This is a genomic window from Sphingobium sp. B12D2B (assembly GCF_025961775.1).
Taxonomy (GTDB): domain Bacteria; phylum Pseudomonadota; class Alphaproteobacteria; order Sphingomonadales; family Sphingomonadaceae; genus Sphingobium.
This window is the reverse complement of record NZ_JAOQOH010000001.1, coordinates 951,488-971,152: the sequence shown is the minus strand read 5'-3', so window position 1 is coordinate 971,152 and position 19,665 is coordinate 951,488. Positions and strand designations below refer to the sequence as shown.

The window sequence follows — 19,665 nt, the reverse complement described above, 5'->3', positions numbered from 1 at the left end:
GCGAAGTCTTCAAGTAAAACTGAACGCCAAGTGAATGGCCCCGTTGTGTAGCACATGTGCAACAGCGGGGCCTTTCCACAATTGCTCCACAATTCATTCGGGAACGGTTCATCTGGCTGAGCCATTTTAGGGACAGTGATCGACGCAGGTCGGTCGCGAAACGAGGACCTAAACAGTCCTGTTCTGTTAATAGAAGGTTCAGTGTTATGAAAGCTTTTCCCCTCACCCTCGCCGTTGCTCTGGCAGCGGGTCTCTCGGCCCCGGCTCTGGCACAGGACGCGCAGGGCCTGCAGCCCTATGTCGGCGTGATGGGCGGCCTGCATGACTTCGACAACCAGCAGCCCGCAGGTGGACCGCCGAGCGGCTATCGCGGCTGGGTCGCTGAAGGCGTGGCCGGTCTGAACTACGACCTCGGCCCCGTCGTGGTCGGTGCCGAAGGTAGCGTCGCCAAGGGCTTCGACAAGGACATCGACTGGGAATATGGCGCCGCAGGCCGTCTGGGCCTCAAGGCCGGTAAGGACAGCATGTTCTTCGCCAAGGTCGGTTATCAGTGGACCCAGTTCAATGACAAGACCGTGCCGCTGGCCGACACCGATCGCCACTATCACGGCGTGACTTATGGCGGTGGCGTCGAGCTTTCGCTGGCCGACATGGGCAGCACGGCCGAGACCAGCAACATCCGTCTGCGTGCGCAGGTCGACACGCGCGGTAACTTCAACAGCTTCCGCCCGATGGTCGGTGTTGTTGCCAAGTTCTGATCACCAGTGACTGCGATCCGCTCGATCTGAGCAGATCGCATGAAAAGAAGCGGCCGGGAGTTTCCTCCCGGCCGTTTTTTTTAATGGCTTACCCTTCCGTTCGCCCTGAGCTTGTCGAAGGGCCGTCCTTTTCCTCTGGCCGGGGAAGAGGAAAGCAGACCTTCGACAAGCTCGGGCGAACGGGACGAGTGAGAGGGGGCCGCAACGCCTGCCCGCCAGCCGTTCCTTATCCGCTGTTGCGTAACGCCGTCGCAATGGCGTTGATCGAGAGTTCAATGCCTTCGCGAATGCGCGGATCGGTCTCCCCGGCGCGGTGGCGTTTGAGCAGCTCCACCTGCAGGAGATTGAGCGGCTCGATATAGGGCAGCCGCAAGCGGATGGAGGCGTCCAGCGCCGGGCTGTCCGCCAGCAGATGGGTCTGCCCGGTGGCAGCGAGCAGCTGGTCATGGGCAAGATGCCAGCCCTCGCGGATGCGCTCGAAGATCGGATCGCCCACCGCGCGATCCGAGACCAGCGGCAGATATTTGGCGGCGATCTCCAGATCCGACTTGGCGAGCACCATTTCCATGTTTGCCATGCTCGCCCGGAAGAAGGGCCAGGCCTGCGCCATGTCCTTGAGGAGCGCGTCGTCCCCGAAATCGCGCAGCGCCTGCCCGACGCCATACCAGCCCGGGAGCATCACCCGCGCCTGGGCCCAAGAGAAGACCCATGGGATCGCGCGCAAATCCTCGATGCGATTGCTCTTGGTGCGGCTGGCCGGGCGCGAGCCGATCTTGAGCCCGCTGATCTCCTGAATGGGGGTCAGCTCGCGGAAGAACTCCCGGAAGCCCTTGGTCTCGTAAACCAGCCCGCGATAGGCTTCAAACGCGAGGCCGGAAATGCGCGTCATCGCCTGAGTGAAGCGTTCGTTGTCAGCGGGGGAGAGCCGCTCGGGCTCCAGACTGGCGAGCAAAGCCGCGCTGGTGACGGCCTCAAGATTGGTGCGCGCGCTCTCCAGCGTGCCATATTTGGCGGCGATGACCTCGCCCTGTTCGGTGATGCGGATGCGGCCCTGCACCGTGCCGGGCGGCTGCGCCTGAATGGCTGCGAAGGACGAGCCGCCCCCCCGCCCGACCGCACCGCCGCGCCCATGGAAGAGCTGCATCGCAACGCCGGCTTCCTCGAACACCGGTGTGAGCGCAAGGCTGGCTTCGTACAGGCCCCACGTCGAGGTGAGATAGCCGCCATCCTTGTTGGAATCGGAATAGCCGATCATCACTTCCTGATGGCCGCGCGCCCGGACCAGCGCGCCGATCTCCGGCAGGCCGAAATAATCGCACATGATGGCAGGCGCCTTTTCGAGGTCCGCGATCGTCTCGAACAAGGGCACAGCCATGATCGGGGCATGCGGCGCGCCCTCGTCCTGCGCCGCGCGCCACAGGCCGGCTTCCTTGAGGAGGATGTTCACCTCCAGCATGTCCGACACGCTCTCCGCCTTGGAGATGAGGTAATGGCGAATGCAGGCCGCGCCATAGCGGCGATGCGCCTCTGCGGCGGCCTCCACGATGCCGAGTTCGGTGGCGGTTTCCTCGCTCCAGTCGGCAAAGCGGGAGCCGAGCGGGCGGTTGGTGGCCAGCTCGCCGCGCAGCAAGGCGACGCGCGCCTCTTCATCGAGCGCGAGATAATCCGGCTCGACACCGGCGACCTTGAGCAATTCCGCGACGACGCGCTCATGCACCGCGCTGTTCTGGCGCATGTCCAGCGTGGCGAGGTGGAAGCCGAACAGCTCGACCGCCCGGATCAGCCGGGCGAGGCCGCCGCCGCTGCCGAGCGCGCCATTGCCTTCGACGGCGAGGCCGCGCCCAAGCGTCGCGAGATCGGCGCGCAGCTCGCCCGCATCGGCATAGGGCTCGCCTGCAAGGCGTGAGGGCCGCGGCGGCGGGGTACCGATGAGCTGTTCATAGGTCGCTGCGACGCGCGCATAGATACCAGCGACGGCCCGGCGATAGGGCTCGTCGCGCCGGCTGGCAGCCTCGTCACCGCTGGCCGCTGCCAGATCGCGGACGCCGGCAGGGATGGCCGCAAGCTCGCTGGAGATGGAGAGCTGCGCGCCCAGCTCGTGCAGCGCATCCATATAGAAGCGCAGGGTCGATCCGCTCGCCCGGCCCAGCGCCGTGCGCAACTGCTCAGCCTGGACGAAGGGATTGCCGTCCCGGTCCCCACCGATCCACGTGCCGAGCCGCAGGAAATTGGGGACGCGCTGCCCCAGCACCCGGTCCCAGCGGGCGTAAAGGCTCGGCAGAACCGGCATGAAGATGTCGCGAAAATAGGAGAGCGCATTGTCGATCTCGTCGCGCACGAACAGCCGCTCACGGCGCAGTGGCCGCGTTTGCCAAAGCAGGGCGATCTGACGGCTGATCGCCTCGTCGATCGGCTCGCCATGATCCGTCTCGCTCGCGCCGGTATCGCGCAGGGCCATGAGATCGGAGATGACGTTGCGATGGTCGATCATCGACTTGCGGCGCACTTCCGTCGGGTGGGCGGTCAGCACCGGCACCACCAGCGCCGTTTCCAGCAGCTTGACGATATCGGAGGGGCTGATGCCATGCTCGCTCAGCTTGGCGGTGGCACTGGCAACGTCCGCGCCCGGTTCGGCGGCGACGCCCTGGCGGTCCTCCGCGAGATTGGCGAGCATGGAGAACAGCATGAAGCCGCGCACGAAGGCGAGCGTATCGTCCAGCGTCAGCGCATCGAGACCGCTGTCCACGCCCTCGGCCGGGGCCACGCCGCGCGCCCGGTCGACGGAGGCGGACCGGATATATTCGGTCTGCTTGAACAGGCGCTCGCCGCCATAGACACGGATGACATCCCCGAGCAGGCGCCCGAGATAGCGAATGTCAGGATTTTGGGTGATGGCGGGGCGCATGGGTGACATGCACGCCATGCTGCATTGCAGCGATCAACGGGTCAAGAACGGATTGGGCGGGCGGGCCGCAAGTTCACCCACCCGTTGGCCGGTCAGGCGTGCTCCAGCGTGCACTGGAGCGGATGCTGGTTCTGGCGGGCGTAATCCATCACCTGATTGACCTTGGTCTCGGCGACTTCGTAGCTGAACACCCCGCACACGCCGACGCCGCGCTGGTGGACGTGGAGCATCACGCGGGTCGCCTGCTCGATGTCCATGCGGAAGAAGCGCTGCAGCACATCGACGACGAACTCCATCGGCGTATAGTCGTCGTTGAGCATCAACACCTTGTAAGGCGTGGGCTTGCGGGTGCGTGCGCGGGTACGGGTGGCAACGCCAAGACCGGGATCGCCCGGCCCTTCCTCGTCGGGCCGCCCAGCCATGAGCGGCTGATTCATGATCGCGCTTCTGTCTTGCATGGCCCAAAAATAGGGCATCGCCCCCCTTGGTTGCAAGGGCACAGAGACGGACTGCCCAAAAAAGCAAAGGCGGCCCGCCGGAGCGAGCCGCCTTTTCTGAATCGGATCGGCCCGATCAGGCTGCGATCGACTTCACCTTTTCCGTCACAACCGACACGCGGTTGCTGATCGGCTGGGAAATGTCGCTCACCAGCTTGAGCATCTTTTCGCTGTTCTTGGCAGCCTCGGACGCGAAGCTGTCCATCGTCTGGCTGAGCAGCTCGCTCTGAAGCTGGAAGAACTCGGCCGGCGACTTGATCGAGGCAAAGCTCTTCATCGTGGCGCTCGACTTCTCGAAGGACTTGCGGCCGAATTCGGCGGCGTCCTGGCCCAGCGTTTCCATGCCCTTGGCAGCGATCTTGGAGGATTCGACCATCGCTTCGAGATTGCCGCGCGTCAGTTCGCCCAGCTCTTCGAAAGCCCGGCCGGACTTCTCCATGGCCGCCTTGGTCTTCTCGTTCATTTCAGTGAAGGCACTCTGCATACGGGTCTTGGCCTCCTCGGCATAGGTTTTCGCGGTGTCCATCATATCGGTCATGGTCGGTTCGCCTTTCGCTGCGGCGGATTTCCCGGTGTCGGGAAGGGGGATTGCATCCGCCAATTCTGGGTTCGAGACAGGTGAGAGGGGCGCCGGACTGGCATCAACGGCTTCAGCCTTGGGGGCAGCGCTGACGGGCCACTCAACCGGCGTTTTCACGACCGGCTTCTCCACAATCGCCGCAGTCGCAGGTGCGGCTTTAGGAGCCGCCGCGGCGACAGATTTGGGCGCGAGTGACGCCTTCGGTGTCACCGGCGCCTTGACCGGCATCGGAGCGGCGGCCGCGACCTTCTCACCCGTGGGCTTGGCCACAGGCTTGGAAACGTCGTTCTTGGCCGGACTCCGTGCAACGGACGTCGCGGGCCGGGGACCGGCTTTGGACGAACGGGACTTGCGCGGGGTTGCCAACAGACTCACTCCTCGAACTTTGCTGCGATGCAACATAAGCGAATCGGATCGAATCTGCAAGTAAAATGATGCAGTGCAACAAAACTGTCTTACAGGCGGTGAATCAACGCAAAAGCGCCGGTCAACGCTGCGTGACGTAGCGTCCGGGCGCATCCTCGATCGCGGGAAGTTTGCCTTCTCCCGGCATCCGCGCACCGCTGGCACTGACAGTCTCTGGCGACAGCTCTGCCAGCCACGCCCGCCAATCCGGCCACCAGCTCCCCTTCGTTTCCTGCGCGGCTTTGCGGAACGCGGCAAAGTCAGGCTGTGGCGCCGCGCTGGTCCAATATTGATATTTGCCTGCCGCTGGTGGATTGACCACGCCGGCAATATGCCCCGAGCCCGCCAGCACGAACCGCCGCGGCCCGGAGAACTGGTCCATCAGCTTCCATACGCTGCAGGGCGGCGCGATATGGTCCTCGATACCGGCCTGAATATAGGAAGGCGTCTCCACCTTGCGCAGGTCGATATGGATGCCATCAACCTCAAGGCCGCCCGGCACGACCAGCCGGTTATCGCGATATAATTGGGTGAGATAGGCCCGGTGCCATTTCGCCGGCAGGTTGGTGGTATCACCGTTCCAGTAGAGCAGGTCGAACTGGGGATAATCCTTCCCCAGCAGGTAGTTGTTGACCACATAGTTCCAGATCAGATCCTGCCCGCGCAGCAGGTTGAATGTTGCCGCAAGATAGCGCCCATCCAGATAACCGTCCTTCACGAAGCCATCGATCAGCGCCAGTTGCTCGTCGTCGACGAAAAGAGCGAGATCGCCGGCCTCGGAGAAATCGACCTGGGTGGTGAAAAAAGTGGCGCTGGCGACCTTGTCGCTCTCACCCCGCGCGGCCAGCCATGCAAGCGTCGCGGCAAGAAAAGTGCCCGCCACGCAGTAGCCGATGGTGTGGACGCTCGGCACATCGAGCAGATCGCGCACCACATCGATCGCGTCCACCTGCCCCTTGAGCATGTAGTCGCCCAGGTCGAAATCGGCCATGCTGGCATCGGCGGATTTCCAGCTCACCATGAACACGGTCAGCCCCTGATCCACCGCCCATTTGACGAAGCTCTTCTCCGGGTTGAGATCCAGAATGTAGAAGCGGTTGATCCACGGCGGGAAGATCAGCAGCGGGGTCTTCATCACCTGCGGCGTGGTCGGCTCATACTGGATGAGCTGGTAGAGCGGGGTCTCGTAGACCACTTTGCCCGGCGTGGTGGCGATGTTGCGCCCCAGCTCGAAGGCGGAGCCGTCCGTATGGGTGAGCTGGCCGCGATCGAGGTCGGCGAGCATATGCTCCAGCCCGGTCAGCAAGCTCTCGCCCTTGGTTTCGATCAGCCGCTGAAGCGCGGCGGGGTTGGTGAACAGGAAGTTCGCCGGGCTGGCCGCCTCGACAAACCGCTCGGTCACGAAGCGCAGCTTCTCCTTGTCCCGCACATCGAGACCATCGACGCTATCGGCCAGTTGCATGAAATAATCGGAGGCCAGCAGATACATCTGGCGAATGAGGTCGAACACCGGATTGTCGTGCCAGCTCGGATCGGCAAAGCGCCGATCACGACTGGCAGGCGCAGGTTTCGCATCGCCGTCCGGTCCTGCGCCGATGCCGTCCATCGCTCGCGCCAGCACCTGCTGCCACACCGCCATGCTGCGTTCCGCCGCCTGCGACTGGATGCGCGCAATCTTCTCCAGATTGGGCCGCGCCTCATGCCCGGGAAAGCGCGTCGCCTGCTCCGCCAGCTCGGCGCTGCGCTCCAGTATCGCCTGCTGGGCAAGCCCCACCACTCGCGTCCAGTGCTGCAGCTGAGCAAGGCCGGTCGCGTCTTTCAGGTCCTGATCCATGGGAGATGCCTCGCTCGATTGTCCGGACGGTCCGTTTTCCAGACTCGCCGCCCGTTGTTTTGGTGGCACGACTGGCTGGCGCAAGCTATATGCAGCATTGGCCGGTCCTTACCACTTGCAGTGTGACACGGCCATTTCAACCCAAATGGAGATCGACATCCCAATGTCCGACGAATTCTACCGCATCAAGCGACTGCCGCCTTATGTCATCGCCGAAGTGAATGCGATGCGGGCAGCGGCGCGCGCGGCGGGCGAGGACATTATCGATCTCGGCATGGGCAATCCCGATCTGCCGCCGCCCGATCATGTGATCGCGAAGCTGGTCGAAGTGGCGCAAAAGCCGGATGCGCATGGATATTCGCAGTCCAAGGGCATTCCCGGCCTGCGCCGTGCCCAGGCGAATTATTATGCCCGCCGCTTTGGCGTGGAGGTGGACCCGGAGACCGAAGTCGTGGTGACGATGGGTTCCAAGGAAGGTCTTGCCAGCCTCGCCACCGCGATCACCGCGCCGGGCGACGTCGTGCTGGCGCCCAATCCGAGCTACCCGATCCACACCTTCGGCTTCATCATTGCCGGCGCGACCATCCGCTCGGTGCCGACGACGCCGGACGAAAATTATTTCCGCGCGCTGGAGCGGGCGATGCACTTCACCGTGCCGCGCCCGAGCATCCTCGTCGTCAATTATCCCGGCAATCCCACGGCGGAGACGGTGGACCTGGCGTTCTACGATCGGCTGGTGGCCTGGGCGAAGGAGAACCAGGTCTGGATCCTCTCCGACCTTGCCTATTCCGAACTTTATTTCGACGGCAACCCGACGCCTTCCATTCTGCAGGTGCCGGGCGCCAAGGACGTCGCGATCGAGTTCACGTCCATGTCCAAGACCTACTCCATGGCCGGCTGGCGCATGGGCTTTGCGGTTGGCAACCAGAAGCTGATCGCGGCGATGACGCGGGTGAAGTCCTATCTCGATTACGGCGCCTTCACGCCCATTCAGGCCGCGGCCTGCGCGGCGCTGAATGGCCCGCAGGATATCGTCGAGAAGAACCGCCAGCTGTACCAGAAGCGCCGCGACGTGATGGTGGAGAGCTTTGCGCGGGCGGGCTGGGATATTCCTTCCCCGCGCGCATCCATGTTCGCCTGGGCGCCCCTGCCCCCGGCCCTCAAGGAGATGGGCAGCCTGGAATTCTCCAAGCAGCTCCTCACCCATGCCAAGGTCGCGGTCGCGCCGGGCGTCGGCTATGGCGAGGATGGCGAAGGCTTCGTGCGCATCGCCATGGTCGAGAACGAGCAGCGCCTGCGTCAGGCAGCGCGGAACGTGAAGAAATATCTGCAGTCCATGGGCGTCAATACACCGGTGACCAAAGGCGCAGCCTGATGCCGGTGCCGGTGCTGGAAGCGCCCGAGGTCAGCCTCGTCGCGCACACGATCCAGTTGGCGGTGGCGCCGGTGTTCCTGCTCGCAGGCATCGGCGGCTTCCTCAACGTCTGCGCCAGCCGCCTCGCCCGCGTCATCGACCGGGCGCGGGCGGTGGAAGCGCAGGTGATGCGCACGACGGGCGCGGAACATGATCGACTGATCGACGAGATCCGCATTCTCGACCGGCGCATCACGGTGGTGAATGCGGCGATCTTCCTCTCGGTCCTCGCCGCATTGACGATCAGCGCGGTGGTCATCCTGCTGTTCGCCTCCAACCTCATCGAGGTGAATCTGGGCACCGTCATTTCGCTGCTGTTCGTGGGATCGATGACCTCCATCGCAGCCGCATTCGCGATCTTTCTCTACGAGACCCGGCTGGGCTCACGCGTAACACACATCCGCAATGAGGTGCTGTATCACAAGGTAGAGAGCGAGCAGCTGAGCGAAGGGCCGCGCCCGAGCAAGCCGGCCATTCCCGCGCCCGAGGTCAGGCAGTCGCACTAAGCCCGATGCCCGAGCCGTTTCGCCTCGTCATGCCGGCGCCCATCTACCTGCCTGCCTATCGTGCGGCGCTGGAAGCGGGCTGGTCGCCGGATACGGTGCTGGGCAATCTGGCGACCCAGCGCGAGCTGGACCGGATCGACCGCGACGCCATGGCCTTTCTGCTGTCACTGGATGATCCCAAGGCCAAGGGGCCGCCGGTGCTGATGAGGGACGGGACGCCCCGGCCACGTCTACCGGGCTATCGCCGCTGGATGTGGGATGGCGAGTTCTGCGGCAGCATCAGCCTGCGCTGGCAGGAGGGCACGGCTGCGATACCGGATTATTGCCCCGGCCATATCGGCTTTTCCGTCGTGCCTTGGAAGCGCGGGCACGGCTATGCGGCGCAGGCGCTGGGCGCGTTGCTCCCTGAGGCACGCGGACGCGGCCTCCCCCATGTCGACCTGACGACGAACATCGACAACGACGCGGCGCGCCGGACAATCGAGCGATGTGGCGGGATTCTGGTCGACCATATCGAGAAGGACGCCGGTGACGGTGGCGGCAGCGCGGCGCGCTATCGGATCATGCTGGGATAATCGCCCGACGATCGGCAAGCCGTGCTCGCCACCCTCGCGACCAAAGAGACATAAGCCCAAATGAGAGGGGCCGCCGGAACCTCCCATCGGAGGTGCCGAGCGGCCCATCAGCATGGTCAGCGGCCGGAAGTGCCGCCACCCGGGGATTTACGCCGCGGTCCGGTTTCCCTCAGGAGACCCTCGCGCGACCCGCCACCAATGCCTTAGCGGCAGGCTCCCCGAACGGACTTGACCGACCCCATTGCTGAACCATGAGACATCGGATCACCTCCTTTCGCTTGCGTTGAAACTCTCTCGCCGGGTTGGCTGGAAGCCGTGCGTCCCTGCGATGGCTTAGATGTGAGTCATTCCGCGCCTGCGAACAAGACTTGTAATTATCTTTTTTCGAATCATAATCATGCGCTCGCCGATTTTAGGGCGACGCAGCCGGAAGGGCCTAGCTCCGGCAGTCCTCTACGACGCGCCCGATTTCCGAGACCACCGGCAGAATGATCCGTTGCCCGCCTGCGGGCTCGATGGACACGCGACCGCGCGAAAAGGCCATCCAGTCCAGCCCGGGATCGCTGGCGGGGCGCGTGATGACCAGCGCGCTGGTGCCGGCCATCGGTTGTGTGGCCCCGCTCCAGTCGAGCACGCCCTTGCTGGTGCGCAGGGTGACGCGCGGACTGGCGCTCCCCGCCAGCGTCATCGACACTTGCCGGCTGCTCTTCTGACAGCGCAGGATCACCAGCGGCGCGACAGGCGAGGCGCCGAAGCTGGCGACACTCTCGCCAGTGCGGCTTTCATAACCCCAGCTACCGGACGTCACCGGCGCCACTTCCCAGGCATCGCTCGACTGCGACGGGGCAGGGACGGGCGCGGGAGCCGGAGCAGTTGGCGCAGGCGTGGGCGCAGGCGAGGGCTGCCGGCCGCCCGTTTCCGGCACAACCTGACAGCCAGCCAGCGCGATAATAACGTGGGAAGCCGCCATATGCGGCGCGATGCTTCTACCGATGCGCATGATCAGGGTCGGACCTGACCGGTGCCGCGCACGACCCATTTGTACGTCGTCAGCCCTTCCAGCGCCACCGGCCCGCGTGCGTGCATCCGCCCCGTCGAGATACCGATCTCCGCGCCGAGGCCGAATTCGCCGCCATCGGCAAATTGTGTGGAGGCGTTCCACATGCAGATCGCGCTGTCGCAGCGGGAAAGGAACTGCTCGGCAATCGCCGCGTCCTGCGTGATGATCGCGTCGGTATGGTGACTGCCATGCACGGCGATGTGATCGAGCGCCTCATCCACGCCATCCACGAAGCGCGCCGCGATGATGGAATCGAGATACTCGGTGTTCCAGTCGCCATCCTGCGCCGGCTCGATGCGGGGGTCGAGCTTGGTGACGGCCTTGTCACCGCGCACCTCACATTGCGCATCCAGCAGCGCCGCCACCAGCGCTTGCGGCTCGGCATAGCCCTTGTCGATCAGCAGCGTCTCTGTGGCGCCGCAGATGCCGGTGCGCCGCATCTTGGCATTGACCACGATCTCGCGGGCCATTTTGGGGTCGGCGGCGGCATGGACATAGGTGTGGCAGATGCCATCGAGATGGGCGAGCACGGGCACCCGCGCCTCGTCCTGAACGCGCGCGACGAGGCTCTTGCCCCCGCGCGGCACGATGATGTCGATCAGCCCCACCGCGCGCAGCATCGCGCCCACCAGCGCACGATCGGTGCTGGGAACATATTGCACGGCATCGGCGGGCAGGCCGGCCTCGGTAATGCCGCGTACCATGGCAGCGTGGATCGCCCGGTTGCTCTCTACCGCTTCCGATCCGCCCCGCAGGATCACCGCATTGCCGGAACGCAGGCCCAGCGCAGCCGCATCAGCGGTGACATTGGGGCGACTCTCATAGATGATGCCGATGACGCCGAGCGGTACCCGTACACGGCTGAGGCGCAGGCCATTGGGCCGCTCGGATTCATCGATGACCTGCCCCACCGGATCGGCAAGATTGGCGACCTGCTCAACAGCGTCCGCAATGCCATTGATCCGCGCCTCGTCCAGCCGCAGTCGGTCCAGCATGGCGGAGGAGAGGCCATTGGCGGCGCCGCGCTCCATATCGGTGCGATTGGCGCGAATGATCTTCGGCATTGCCTCCCGCAGCGAGCGCGCCGCGGCAACCAGCGCCTGCGCCTTCAGCTCGCTCGGCGCCTGCGCCATGTCCGCAGCGGCGCGGCGAGCACGCGCACCCATCTGGGCAATGAGCATTTCAGGCGTCTGCGTGAGATCATTCATGGTAAGAGTCGTCCTGTCCGGCGGAGGGCACTCCCCATAGCATGGGGAGAGAGTCGCGCAAATGGCGGCAACCCGACGCATGGCGGAGCGTTTGCCCTTTCAGCCGAAGGGAACCGCGAGCGATGCCCAACAGGGAGACGAGCATGAACCGACTGAGCCAGATTTCCTCGATTGCCGTGCTCACCTTCATCCTTGCGGGATGCCAGGTGTCGCCCGATGCGGACAATCAGGCCAATGGCATGAACGCGGCGCAGGCGGACGAAGCCCTCGATAACGCGCTCAATGCCAATGATAGCGGGACTACTTCGGTACAGCCGGAATTTCTCGGCACGCTCGTTCCCCCTGCCCCTGGCGAGCAGGGCGGCCTGCCCGATGACCGCACCCCGCTCAACGAGGCGGCCGCGCGCGTGCCGACCAGCGTCGAGGCTTCCGGCGCGACCATCCAGCTTTGGGGCCTCGCGCTGGCGCAGGGCCGCTTTGGCGATGCCTACCGGCTCTACGCCGATTCCGGGCGCGGCAGCGGCATGACGGAGGCGCAGTTTTCGAGCGCCTATAACCGCTACAGCGATGTGCAGGTTCTGGTCGGCCGTCCGCAGTCGACCGGCAATCAGCGCGTGAAGGTGCCGGTGCAGATGTATGGCCGCATGCGCGAGGATGGTCGCCCATTCAACATGATCGGAACAATGACATTGGTGCGCAACCCCGGCGGGCAGAAAGGCGAGAGCGGCCAGATGGCCTGGCTGATCACGGAATCGGACCTCTCGCCGCGCGGCACGGTGAAGATCATCCCGCCGGGCGGCGAGACAGGCGCCGGCGCCATTCCGCAGGCCTTCCGGGGCAACTGGTCGTCCAGCACCGCGGCATGCGGCAAGCCCGGCGACAATATGCGGCTAGCGGTGGGCGCGGACGACATCACATTCTACGAGAGCGTGGGCAAGGTGACGCAAGCCCGCCCGCTCTCGCCCAATCGCCTGAGCGTCACCGCCACTTACTCGGGCGAGGGCGAAAGCTGGACGGATACTGCCGCGCTGACTCTCTCCGGCGGGGGCGACGTGTTGACCATCGGGTCCGTCAAGCGCGTGCGCTGCCCGAGCTAATGCCCCGCACGAGGCTGGCGCAATAGCAGGACATTTAGCGGCCAGCGTTTGAATAGCCGGGCAGAGAAATGTCCGGATTGATAGCCTTGCGTGTGTCTACGATCCGCTTTACGCCCGCCACCGCCGCCCTGTTTGTCAGACAGTATCCGCCTCCGAAGGGGCGGACATGCAGCGCCGGCAGGGAGAGGCGCGATGAGTCAAACTACGAGGCTGTTGGCAGGCCGGCTTCGCTGGGGCGTCCTCGCCGTGCTGTTTGGCGTCACCGTCATCAATTATGCGGACCGCGCGATCCTCTCGCTGGCCGCGCCCCTGATGACGCGCGATCTCGATATCGATCCGCTGCAACTCGGCATCGTCTTCTCGGCCTTTGGCTGGTCCTATGTCGCCGCGCAGCTGCCGGGCGGATGGTTGCTCGACCGGTTTGGCGTTCGGCGCGTCTATCTCGTTGCCATTGTGGGCTGGTCGCTGTTTACGGCCGCGCAAGGGCTGGTGGTGTTCCTCTCCGGCGCCGCCGCCATCACCGCGCTCTTTCTGCTCCGGCTCCTCGTTGGTCTGGCCGAAGCCCCGTCCTTCCCCGGTAATGCGCGGATCGTCGCCAGCTGGTTCCCGGCCAGCGAACGCGGCCGCGCCACCGCCATTTTCACCTCCGCGCAATATTGCGCCACGATCCTGTTCGCGCCCATCATGGCCTGGATCATCGGGGTCATCGGCTGGCCGGAGGTCTTCCTGTTCATGGGCGGGGTCGGGCTGGTCGCGGCCACGGCCTGGGCGCGCACGGTCCACGAGCCGCATCGTCACCCGCGCATCCAGCCCGCAGAGCTGGCACTGATCGTCGATGGCGGCGCCTTGATCGAAAAGGCCGAACCGGCAGGCCGGCCGGATGGCGAGACGGCGCGGCACGTCCGCGCCCTCATTCTCGCCCCGTCGCTCTGGGGGCTCTATCTCCACCAGTTCTGCGTGAACGCCCTTACCTATTTCTTCATTACCTGGTTCCCCGTCTATCTCGTACAAGAGCGTGGCCTCTCGATCATCGAGACCGGGCTGATGACCGCCATTCCCTCGATCTGCGGCTTTCTTGGCGGCTTGCTGGGCGGCCTGTGGTCGGACTGGCTGCTCAAGCGCGGGCATAGCCTGACGCTGGCCCGCAAACTCCCCATCGTCAGCGGAATGATGGGCTCGCTCGCCATTCTCGGCTGCAATTACACCAGCGCGCAGACCATGATCATGATCTTCATGAGCCTCGCCTTTTTCGGCAAGGGCTTCGGCGCGCTGGGATGGGCCGTCATGTCCGACATCGCGCCGCCCGGTGCGGCGGGCCTGAGCGGCGGCATCTTCAACATGTTCGGCAACATGTCGTCCATCATGACACCGATCGTGATCGGCTTCATCCTGCAGCAGACGCAATCTTTCGAGCTGGTGCTGATCTTCCTCGCCGGCTGCGGCTTCACCGCCGCCTTCAGCCTGCTCTTCCTGTTCGGCAAGGTCGAGCGCATGAAAGCGCTCGACCTTGCCGCTGGATAAATCAAAGCAATTTAGTCAGAGTTATTCCTCGATCGGCTGTGGCTCGGGCAAGGCGTTGGTCGGCTTCGCCCCCCACAACGCATAGAACAGCACGTAGAGTTCGCACGCCGCCGTCAGCAGGAAGGACATTTGCAGGCCATAGCTGTCCGCCAGCCAGCCCTGCACGATGACCAGCGCGCCGCCGGCAATTGCCATGATCAGCAAGCCCGAGCCTTCCTCGGTCAGCGGCCCCAGCCCCTTGATGCCGAGCGTGAAGATGGTCGGGAACATGATCGAGTGGAAGAAGCCCACAAGGATCAAGGCCCACATCGCCGCCGGGCCGGTGGTGAAGACCGTCACCAGCATCACCACAAAGGCACCGATGGAGAAGGCCGCCAGCACTGTCTCCGCCGGAATCTTCTGCATGATCGCCGAGCCGACGAAGCGGCCGACCATCATCCCGCCCCACAGGAAGGTGAGGTAGCGACCGGCCTGCTCATGGGTGAGGTTGGCAATGTGCGGCTGGCTGACGAAGTTGACGAACAGATTGGCGACGCCGATTTCGGCAATCAGGTAGATGAAGATCGCCGGCACGCCGAACACCAGATTGCGGTGCCGCCAGAGCGAGTGGTTGCGGCGCTCCTCCTTGCTCGCGCGATTGGCGGCTGACCCCATAGCCGGCAACGGAAAGCGCGCAATGACGATGGCGAGCACGATCAGCACGACCGCGACGAGGCCATAAGGCAGGATCACCGATTGCGCATCGGCAAGGCGCTCGGCCTGGGTGAGCACGACGCCCGCTTCCGCCGTGCCGCCCTTGGATCGACCGAGGATCAGATAGGCGCCGAACAAGGGCGCGAACATGGTGCCCGCCGAGTTCATGGCCTGCACCAGATTGAGGCGGGAGGATGCCGTTTCCGGCGAGCCGACCACTGCGACATAGGGATTGGCGGCAACCTGCAGCAGCGTGATGCCGCTCGCGATCACAAAGAGCATGACGAGGGTGACGCCATAAGACGGCAGGCTGGCAGCGAGCATCATGCCCAGCGACCCCGCCGCCATCACCAGCAAACCGACGACCAGCGACTTCTGATAACCGATCCGCTTGATCAGCCAGGCAGATGGGATCGACGCCACGAAATAGGCGATGAACCAGACCGATTCGATCAGCGTCGTCTGCGTATAATTGAGATCGAACACGCTGCGCAGATGCGGCAGCAGCGTGTTGTTGATGACGGTGATGAAACCCCACATGAAAAACAGGCTGGCCAACAGCACCAAGGCCGGGGTGTAATTGACCCCGCCGCTGTTCCTGCTCACCCCATTTGCAACCCCTGCCGGTCCGGCCATCGGCTCCATCCCCTCATCAATTTTACCGAGGCGTTTTCGCCGGAATGTCGGCTTGCGTCAATGTCATTTGTCTGACTATAAACCCGCACAGCGCGGACAGAGACAAAAGGATTGGGGCAGGGATGCGAAGTGCATATTGGATAGCGATCATCTCCGGAACACTGGCGATGGCGATGCCGGTTTCCGTGGTTCAGGCCGCCGAGGCGCACCGTGCGGCTGCCGGCACCCTCGCCGATGGCACCGCCATTGAGGCGATCACGCTCAAGAACGCGCAGGGCGTGGAAGCAAAGATCATCACTTATGGCGCCACGCTGCAGTCGCTGCTCGTCCCCGGGCGCGACGGCAAGCGGGCTGATGTCGTGCTCGGCTTCGACAGTGCGGCCCAATATGAGGCGCACCCCAATTATCTCGGTGTAACCGTCGGGCGGTTCGCCAATCGCATCGCCAACGGCCGGTTCACGCTGGATGGCAAGACCTACCAGCTGACGCAAAATGACGGGACCAATTCGCTGCATGGCGGCGGCAAGGGCTTCGATCGCGCCGTGTGGAAGATCGTCTCGGTGGAGAGCGGCCCGACCGCGCGCGTCGTGCTCGCCCATGTCAGCCCCGATGGCGATGCCGGCTACCCCGGCAAGCTGGACGTTACCACCACTTACACGCTGGATGAGAGCGGCGCGCTCGGCATTGCCTTCGAGGCCAGGACGGACAAGCCGACCATCGTGAACATGACCAACCATGCGCTGTTCAACATGGCCGGCGAGGAGTCACCCGGCGGCGCGCTCGACCAGTTGCTGACCATACCCGCCAAGGCCTTCACGCCCGTCGACGCCAAACTGATCCCGACCGGCGAGCTGCGCCCGGTGGCCGGCACGCCGTTCGACTTTCGCAAGCCGCGCCGCATCGCGCAGGACATTCGCGATGGCCGGGACGACCAGATCCGCGCCGGCCGCGGCTATGACCATAATTTCGCGCTCGACAAGGGCGTGACGGCCAAGCCCGAACTGGCCGCCCGGCTTGAAGACCCCGCCTCCGGCCGCGTGCTCGAAGTGCTGACGACCGAGCCGGGCGTGCAATTCTATGCCGGCAATTTTCTGGATGGCACGGTGCCCGGCAAGAGCAGCCGCCTGTATCGCATGGGGGATGGCATCGCGCTCGAACCGCAGAAATTCCCGGATGCGCCGAACCATCCCGATTTCATTTCCGCCCGCGTCGATCCCGGCAAGCCCTATCGGCACGCCATGATCTACCGCGTTTCAATCCAGCAGGGCACGCACCACAAATGACAGACGCCAAGGGCTCGCGCCTGCGCTCGCGCGCATGGTTCGACAATGAAGACAATATCGACATGACGGCGCTCTATCTGGAGCGTTACCTGAATTTCGGCCTCAGCCTCGAGGAACTGCGCTCGGGCAAGCCGATCATCGGCATCGCCCAGACCGGCAGTGATCTCTCGCCTTGCAACCGCCATCATCTGGTGCTGGCCGAGCGGGTGCGCGAGGGCATTCGCGAGGCAGGCGGCATCGCCATCGAATTCCCCGTCCACCCCATTCAGGAGACAGGCAAGCGCCCCACCGCCGGGCTGGACCGCAACCTCGCCTATCTCGGTCTGGTCGAGGCGCTGTATGGCTACCCGTTCGATGGCGTGGTGCTGACCACCGGCTGTGACAAGACCACGCCCGCCGCGCTGATGGCCGCAGCCACGGTGAACATTCCCGCGATTGCGCTCTCCGTTGGCCCGATGCTCAATGGCTGGCATGAGGGCGAGCGCACCGGATCCGGCACCATCGTGTGGAAAGCGCGGCAGATGCTCGCCGCCGGCGAGATCGATGATGAAGGCTTCATCAGGCTGGTCGCCTCCTCAGCCCCCTCAACCGGCTATTGCAACACCATGGGCACGGCCACGACCATGAACAGCCTGGCCGAGGCGCTGGGCATGATGCTGCCCGGCTCCGCCGCCATTCCCGCGCCTTATCGCGACCGGCAGGAAGTCGCCTGGCGCACCGGCAAGCGCATTGTCGAGATGGTGGCGGAAGACCTCAAGCCCTCGGACATTCTGACGCTCGATGCCTTCCACAATGCCATCGTGGTGAATTCGGCCATTGGCGGCTCGACCAATGCGCCCATCCACCTCGCGGCGATAGCGCGCCATATCGGCGTCGATCTGCCGCTCAAGGATTGGGAGCGGCTCGGCCACAAGGTGCCGCTGCTGGTCAATCTCCAGCCGGCCGGCGAGTATCTCGGCGAGGATTATTATCGCGCGGGTGGCGTGCCTGCCGTGGTCGCGCAGCTCATCCGCCACGGCCTGATCCGCGAAGGCGCGCTGACCGTGAACGGCGCCACCATGGGCGACAATTGCCGGGATGCACGGATCATGGACGAGCGCGTCATCCATCCATTCGAGCAGCCGCTGGTCGAGGACGCCGGCTTTCTGGTGATGAGCGGCAATCTGTTCGATGCCGCCATCATGAAGACCAGCGTGATCAGCCAGGACTTCCGCGACCGCTACCTCTCCAACCCGGACGCGCCGGGCGTGTTCGAAGGCCCCGCCATCGTGTTCGACGGCCCCGAGGATTATCACAAGCGCATCGACGATCCCGCCACCGGCATTACCGAGAACACGCTTCTATTCATGCGCGGCGCCGGTCCCATTGGCTATCCCGGCGCGGCAGAGGTGGTGAACATGCGGCCGCCGGCCTATCTCATCACGGAAGGGATCAGTGCCCTGCCCTGCATCGGCGACGGGCGCCAGTCCGGCACCAGTGCCAGCCCGTCGATCCTCAATGCCAGCCCGGAAGCGGCGGCCATGGGCGGTCTCGCCCTGCTGCGCGACGGCGACCGGGTGCGCATGGACCTGAATGCCTGTACGGTGGACGTGCTGATCTCCGACGCGGAGCTTGCCGAGCGGCGTGAAGCCCTGATAGCCAAGGGTGGCTATGCCTATCCCGCGTCCCAGACCCCATGGCAGGACATCCAGCGTTCGCTTGTCGGGCAGCTGGACAAGGGCGCGATTCTGGAAGGCAGCGAGCAGTTCCAGCGCATCGCGCAAACCCAGGGCCTGCCGCGGGACAACCACTAAGGCCGAAAGGGCAGCAGGATGACGGGCTGGCGGATCGTCGAGCGCGACGTGCGCGACGAGCTTGGCGAGGGAACGCTGTGGAGCGCGCGCGACAACGCACTCTACTGGACGGACATTCTCGCGCCGGCTCTCAACCGGCTCTCGCTCCCCGATGGCACGGTCGACCGCTGGGCGATGCCTGAGCGGCTGGGCTGGGTGGTCGAGCGCGATGAGGGCGGCTTCATTGCCGGGTTCGCGAGCGGCTTTGCGCGGCTCTCGCTCGATCCCCTCACCATCGAGCCAATTGGCAACCCCGAGCCGCATCTGCCGGACAATCGCATGAACGACGGCAAGGCCGATGCCAGCGGGACGATCTGGTGCGGCACCATGCACAGCCGGATCGAGGGCGAGACCGGCACGCTCTACCGGTTCACACCGGATGGTCGCTGGACGCCGATGGACAGCGGCTACACCGTCACCAACGGCCCCGCCTTCTCGACCTGCGGCCGCTGGCTCTACCATACGGACACGATGCGCGGCCTCATCTACCGGTTCGCGCGCACGCCCGATGGCGGCATTACCGACCGCGAGGTCTTCATTCGCTTCGGCGAGGGAGATGGCGGGCCGGACGGCATGACCGTCGATGCCGAGGACGGGCTGTGGGTCGCGCATTGGGGGGCCGGCCGGGTGAGCCGCTTCCGCCCCGATGGCACGCTGGATCACAGCATTTCGCTACCCGCATCCCAGATCACCAATGTCGCCTTTGCCGGTGAACGGCTCGACCGAATGTTCGTCACCTCTGCGGCGACCGGTCTGCCTCCGTCCGACTATGACGGCGCCCTGTTCGAGATCGAGACGCGGTTCACGGGCGTCGCGCCGGGCCTGTTTCCGGCCTGACATCGCGCCAATCCTTCATCCCTT

At 64.7% G+C, this 19,665-nt stretch carries 16 protein-coding genes; 9 read left to right on the top strand and 7 right to left on the bottom strand.

All coding sequences use genetic code 11. From position 1 onward, the window contains the following. Positions 1 to 206: 206 nt before the first annotated feature. A complete protein-coding gene (locus M2335_RS04640) occupies positions 207 to 758 on the top strand; it encodes an outer membrane beta-barrel protein (protein WP_181560520.1) in 552 nt (183 codons plus the stop codon). Between the two features lie 226 nt (positions 759 to 984). Here M2335_RS04640 and ppc read toward each other — a convergent pair whose 3' ends face one another. The 4 genes from ppc to M2335_RS04620 all read right to left on the bottom strand — a co-directional run bounded on the left by ppc (position 985) and on the right by M2335_RS04620 (position 6,979). Next, entirely contained in the window at positions 985 to 3,672 is a 2,688-nt protein-coding gene (gene ppc, locus M2335_RS04635; RefSeq protein ID WP_413716102.1) for a phosphoenolpyruvate carboxylase, read from the bottom strand. 83 nt (positions 3,673 to 3,755) lie between these two features. Continuing rightward, on the bottom strand, positions 3,756 to 4,100 hold the full coding sequence (gene clpS, locus M2335_RS04630) for an ATP-dependent Clp protease adapter ClpS (RefSeq protein WP_264571201.1): 345 nt from the start codon (positions 4,098 to 4,100) through the stop codon (positions 3,756 to 3,758). Between the two features lie 136 nt (positions 4,101 to 4,236). Then, the gene (locus M2335_RS04625; protein ID WP_264593935.1) at positions 4,237 to 5,142 is read right to left on the bottom strand and encodes a phasin family protein; all 906 of its coding nucleotides are present in this window, start codon (positions 5,140 to 5,142) and stop codon (positions 4,237 to 4,239) included. A gap of 85 nt (positions 5,143 to 5,227) precedes the next feature. Beyond that, positions 5,228 to 6,979, bottom strand: coding sequence for a PHA/PHB synthase family protein (locus tag M2335_RS04620; protein ID WP_264593934.1), 1,752 nt, complete (start codon positions 6,977 to 6,979; stop codon positions 5,228 to 5,230). Positions 6,980 to 7,142: 163 nt separating this feature from the next. Between M2335_RS04620 and M2335_RS04615 the strand changes: the two genes are divergently transcribed. From M2335_RS04615 to M2335_RS04605, 3 genes are read left to right on the top strand one after another with little or no spacing between them, the layout of a single operon-like run. Further along, positions 7,143 to 8,354: an LL-diaminopimelate aminotransferase gene (locus tag M2335_RS04615; RefSeq protein ID WP_264593933.1), complete on the top strand. Its 1,212-nt coding sequence runs from the start codon at positions 7,143 to 7,145 to the stop codon at positions 8,352 to 8,354. Then, complete coding sequence (locus M2335_RS04610) at positions 8,354 to 8,899, top strand: DUF2721 domain-containing protein (protein WP_181560524.1); 546 nt, start codon at positions 8,354 to 8,356, stop codon at positions 8,897 to 8,899. Before M2335_RS04615 ends, M2335_RS04610 begins: the two co-directional genes overlap by 1 nt. Positions 8,900 to 8,904: 5 nt before the next feature. Further along, entirely contained in the window at positions 8,905 to 9,474 is a 570-nt protein-coding gene (locus M2335_RS04605; RefSeq protein ID WP_264593932.1) for a GNAT family N-acetyltransferase, read from the top strand. Between the two features lie 436 nt (positions 9,475 to 9,910). On the opposite strand, the gene M2335_RS04600 is transcribed toward M2335_RS04605, so the two are convergent. Beyond that, positions 9,911 to 10,444 (bottom strand): hypothetical protein, encoded by a 534-nt coding sequence (locus M2335_RS04600; protein WP_264593931.1) that lies wholly within the window; start codon positions 10,442 to 10,444, stop codon positions 9,911 to 9,913. A gap of 32 nt (positions 10,445 to 10,476) precedes the next feature. Then, positions 10,477 to 11,742: a glutamate-5-semialdehyde dehydrogenase gene (locus M2335_RS04595; RefSeq protein WP_264593930.1), complete on the bottom strand. Its 1,266-nt coding sequence runs from the start codon at positions 11,740 to 11,742 to the stop codon at positions 10,477 to 10,479. Positions 11,743 to 11,885: 143 nt separating this feature from the next. Between M2335_RS04595 and M2335_RS04590 the strand changes: the two genes are divergently transcribed. After that, positions 11,886 to 12,839, top strand: coding sequence for a hypothetical protein (locus tag M2335_RS04590; protein ID WP_264593929.1), 954 nt, complete (start codon positions 11,886 to 11,888; stop codon positions 12,837 to 12,839). A gap of 192 nt (positions 12,840 to 13,031) precedes the next feature. Then, the gene (locus M2335_RS04585) at positions 13,032 to 14,360 is read left to right on the top strand and encodes an MFS transporter (RefSeq protein ID WP_264593928.1); all 1,329 of its coding nucleotides are present in this window, start codon (positions 13,032 to 13,034) and stop codon (positions 14,358 to 14,360) included. 21 nt (positions 14,361 to 14,381) lie between these two features. Here M2335_RS04585 and M2335_RS04580 read toward each other — a convergent pair whose 3' ends face one another. Further along, positions 14,382 to 15,689, bottom strand: a complete 1,308-nt coding sequence (locus M2335_RS04580) for a sugar MFS transporter (RefSeq protein WP_264593927.1) — start codon at positions 15,687 to 15,689, stop codon at positions 14,382 to 14,384. A gap of 167 nt (positions 15,690 to 15,856) precedes the next feature. Between M2335_RS04580 and M2335_RS04575 the strand changes: the two genes are divergently transcribed. From M2335_RS04575 to M2335_RS04565, 3 genes are read left to right on the top strand one after another with little or no spacing between them, the layout of a single operon-like run. Further along, the gene (locus M2335_RS04575; protein ID WP_264593926.1) at positions 15,857 to 16,972 is read left to right on the top strand and encodes an aldose epimerase family protein; all 1,116 of its coding nucleotides are present in this window, start codon (positions 15,857 to 15,859) and stop codon (positions 16,970 to 16,972) included. Beyond that, positions 16,969 to 18,765: an IlvD/Edd family dehydratase gene (locus M2335_RS04570; protein WP_264593925.1), complete on the top strand. Its 1,797-nt coding sequence runs from the start codon at positions 16,969 to 16,971 to the stop codon at positions 18,763 to 18,765. The genes M2335_RS04575 and M2335_RS04570 overlap by 4 nt, the downstream gene beginning before the upstream one ends. Positions 18,766 to 18,783: 18 nt before the next feature. After that, the gene (locus M2335_RS04565) at positions 18,784 to 19,641 is read left to right on the top strand and encodes an SMP-30/gluconolactonase/LRE family protein (RefSeq protein WP_264593924.1); all 858 of its coding nucleotides are present in this window, start codon (positions 18,784 to 18,786) and stop codon (positions 19,639 to 19,641) included. Positions 19,642 to 19,665 lie beyond the last annotated feature (24 nt).

Coding starts and splice junctions, on each gene's coding strand:
- M2335_RS04610 (WP_181560524.1), top strand. CDS start 8,354: ATGCCGGTGCCGGTGCTGGAAGCGCCCGAGGTCAGCCTCGTCGCGCAC.
- M2335_RS04570 (WP_264593925.1), top strand. CDS start 16,969: ATGACAGACGCCAAGGGCTCGCGCCTGCGCTCGCGCGCATGGTTCGAC.
- M2335_RS04605 (WP_264593932.1), top strand. CDS start 8,905: ATGCCCGAGCCGTTTCGCCTCGTCATGCCGGCGCCCATCTACCTGCCT.
- M2335_RS04585 (WP_264593928.1), top strand. CDS start 13,032: ATGAGTCAAACTACGAGGCTGTTGGCAGGCCGGCTTCGCTGGGGCGTC.
- M2335_RS04620 (WP_264593934.1), bottom strand. CDS start 6,979: ATGGATCAGGACCTGAAAGACGCGACCGGCCTTGCTCAGCTGCAGCAC.
- M2335_RS04615 (WP_264593933.1), top strand. CDS start 7,143: ATGTCCGACGAATTCTACCGCATCAAGCGACTGCCGCCTTATGTCATC.
- ppc (WP_413716102.1), bottom strand. CDS start 3,672: ATGTCACCCATGCGCCCCGCCATCACCCAAAATCCTGACATTCGCTAT.
- M2335_RS04625 (WP_264593935.1), bottom strand. CDS start 5,142: ATGTTGCATCGCAGCAAAGTTCGAGGAGTGAGTCTGTTGGCAACCCCG.
- M2335_RS04590 (WP_264593929.1), top strand. CDS start 11,886: ATGAACCGACTGAGCCAGATTTCCTCGATTGCCGTGCTCACCTTCATC.
- clpS (WP_264571201.1), bottom strand. CDS start 4,100: ATGAATCAGCCGCTCATGGCTGGGCGGCCCGACGAGGAAGGGCCGGGC.
- M2335_RS04575 (WP_264593926.1), top strand. CDS start 15,857: ATGGCGATGCCGGTTTCCGTGGTTCAGGCCGCCGAGGCGCACCGTGCG.
- M2335_RS04600 (WP_264593931.1), bottom strand. CDS start 10,444: ATGGCGGCTTCCCACGTTATTATCGCGCTGGCTGGCTGTCAGGTTGTG.
- M2335_RS04640 (WP_181560520.1), top strand. CDS start 207: ATGAAAGCTTTTCCCCTCACCCTCGCCGTTGCTCTGGCAGCGGGTCTC.
- M2335_RS04595 (WP_264593930.1), bottom strand. CDS start 11,742: ATGAATGATCTCACGCAGACGCCTGAAATGCTCATTGCCCAGATGGGT.
- M2335_RS04565 (WP_264593924.1), top strand. CDS start 18,784: ATGACGGGCTGGCGGATCGTCGAGCGCGACGTGCGCGACGAGCTTGGC.
- M2335_RS04580 (WP_264593927.1), bottom strand. CDS start 15,689: ATGGCCGGACCGGCAGGGGTTGCAAATGGGGTGAGCAGGAACAGCGGC.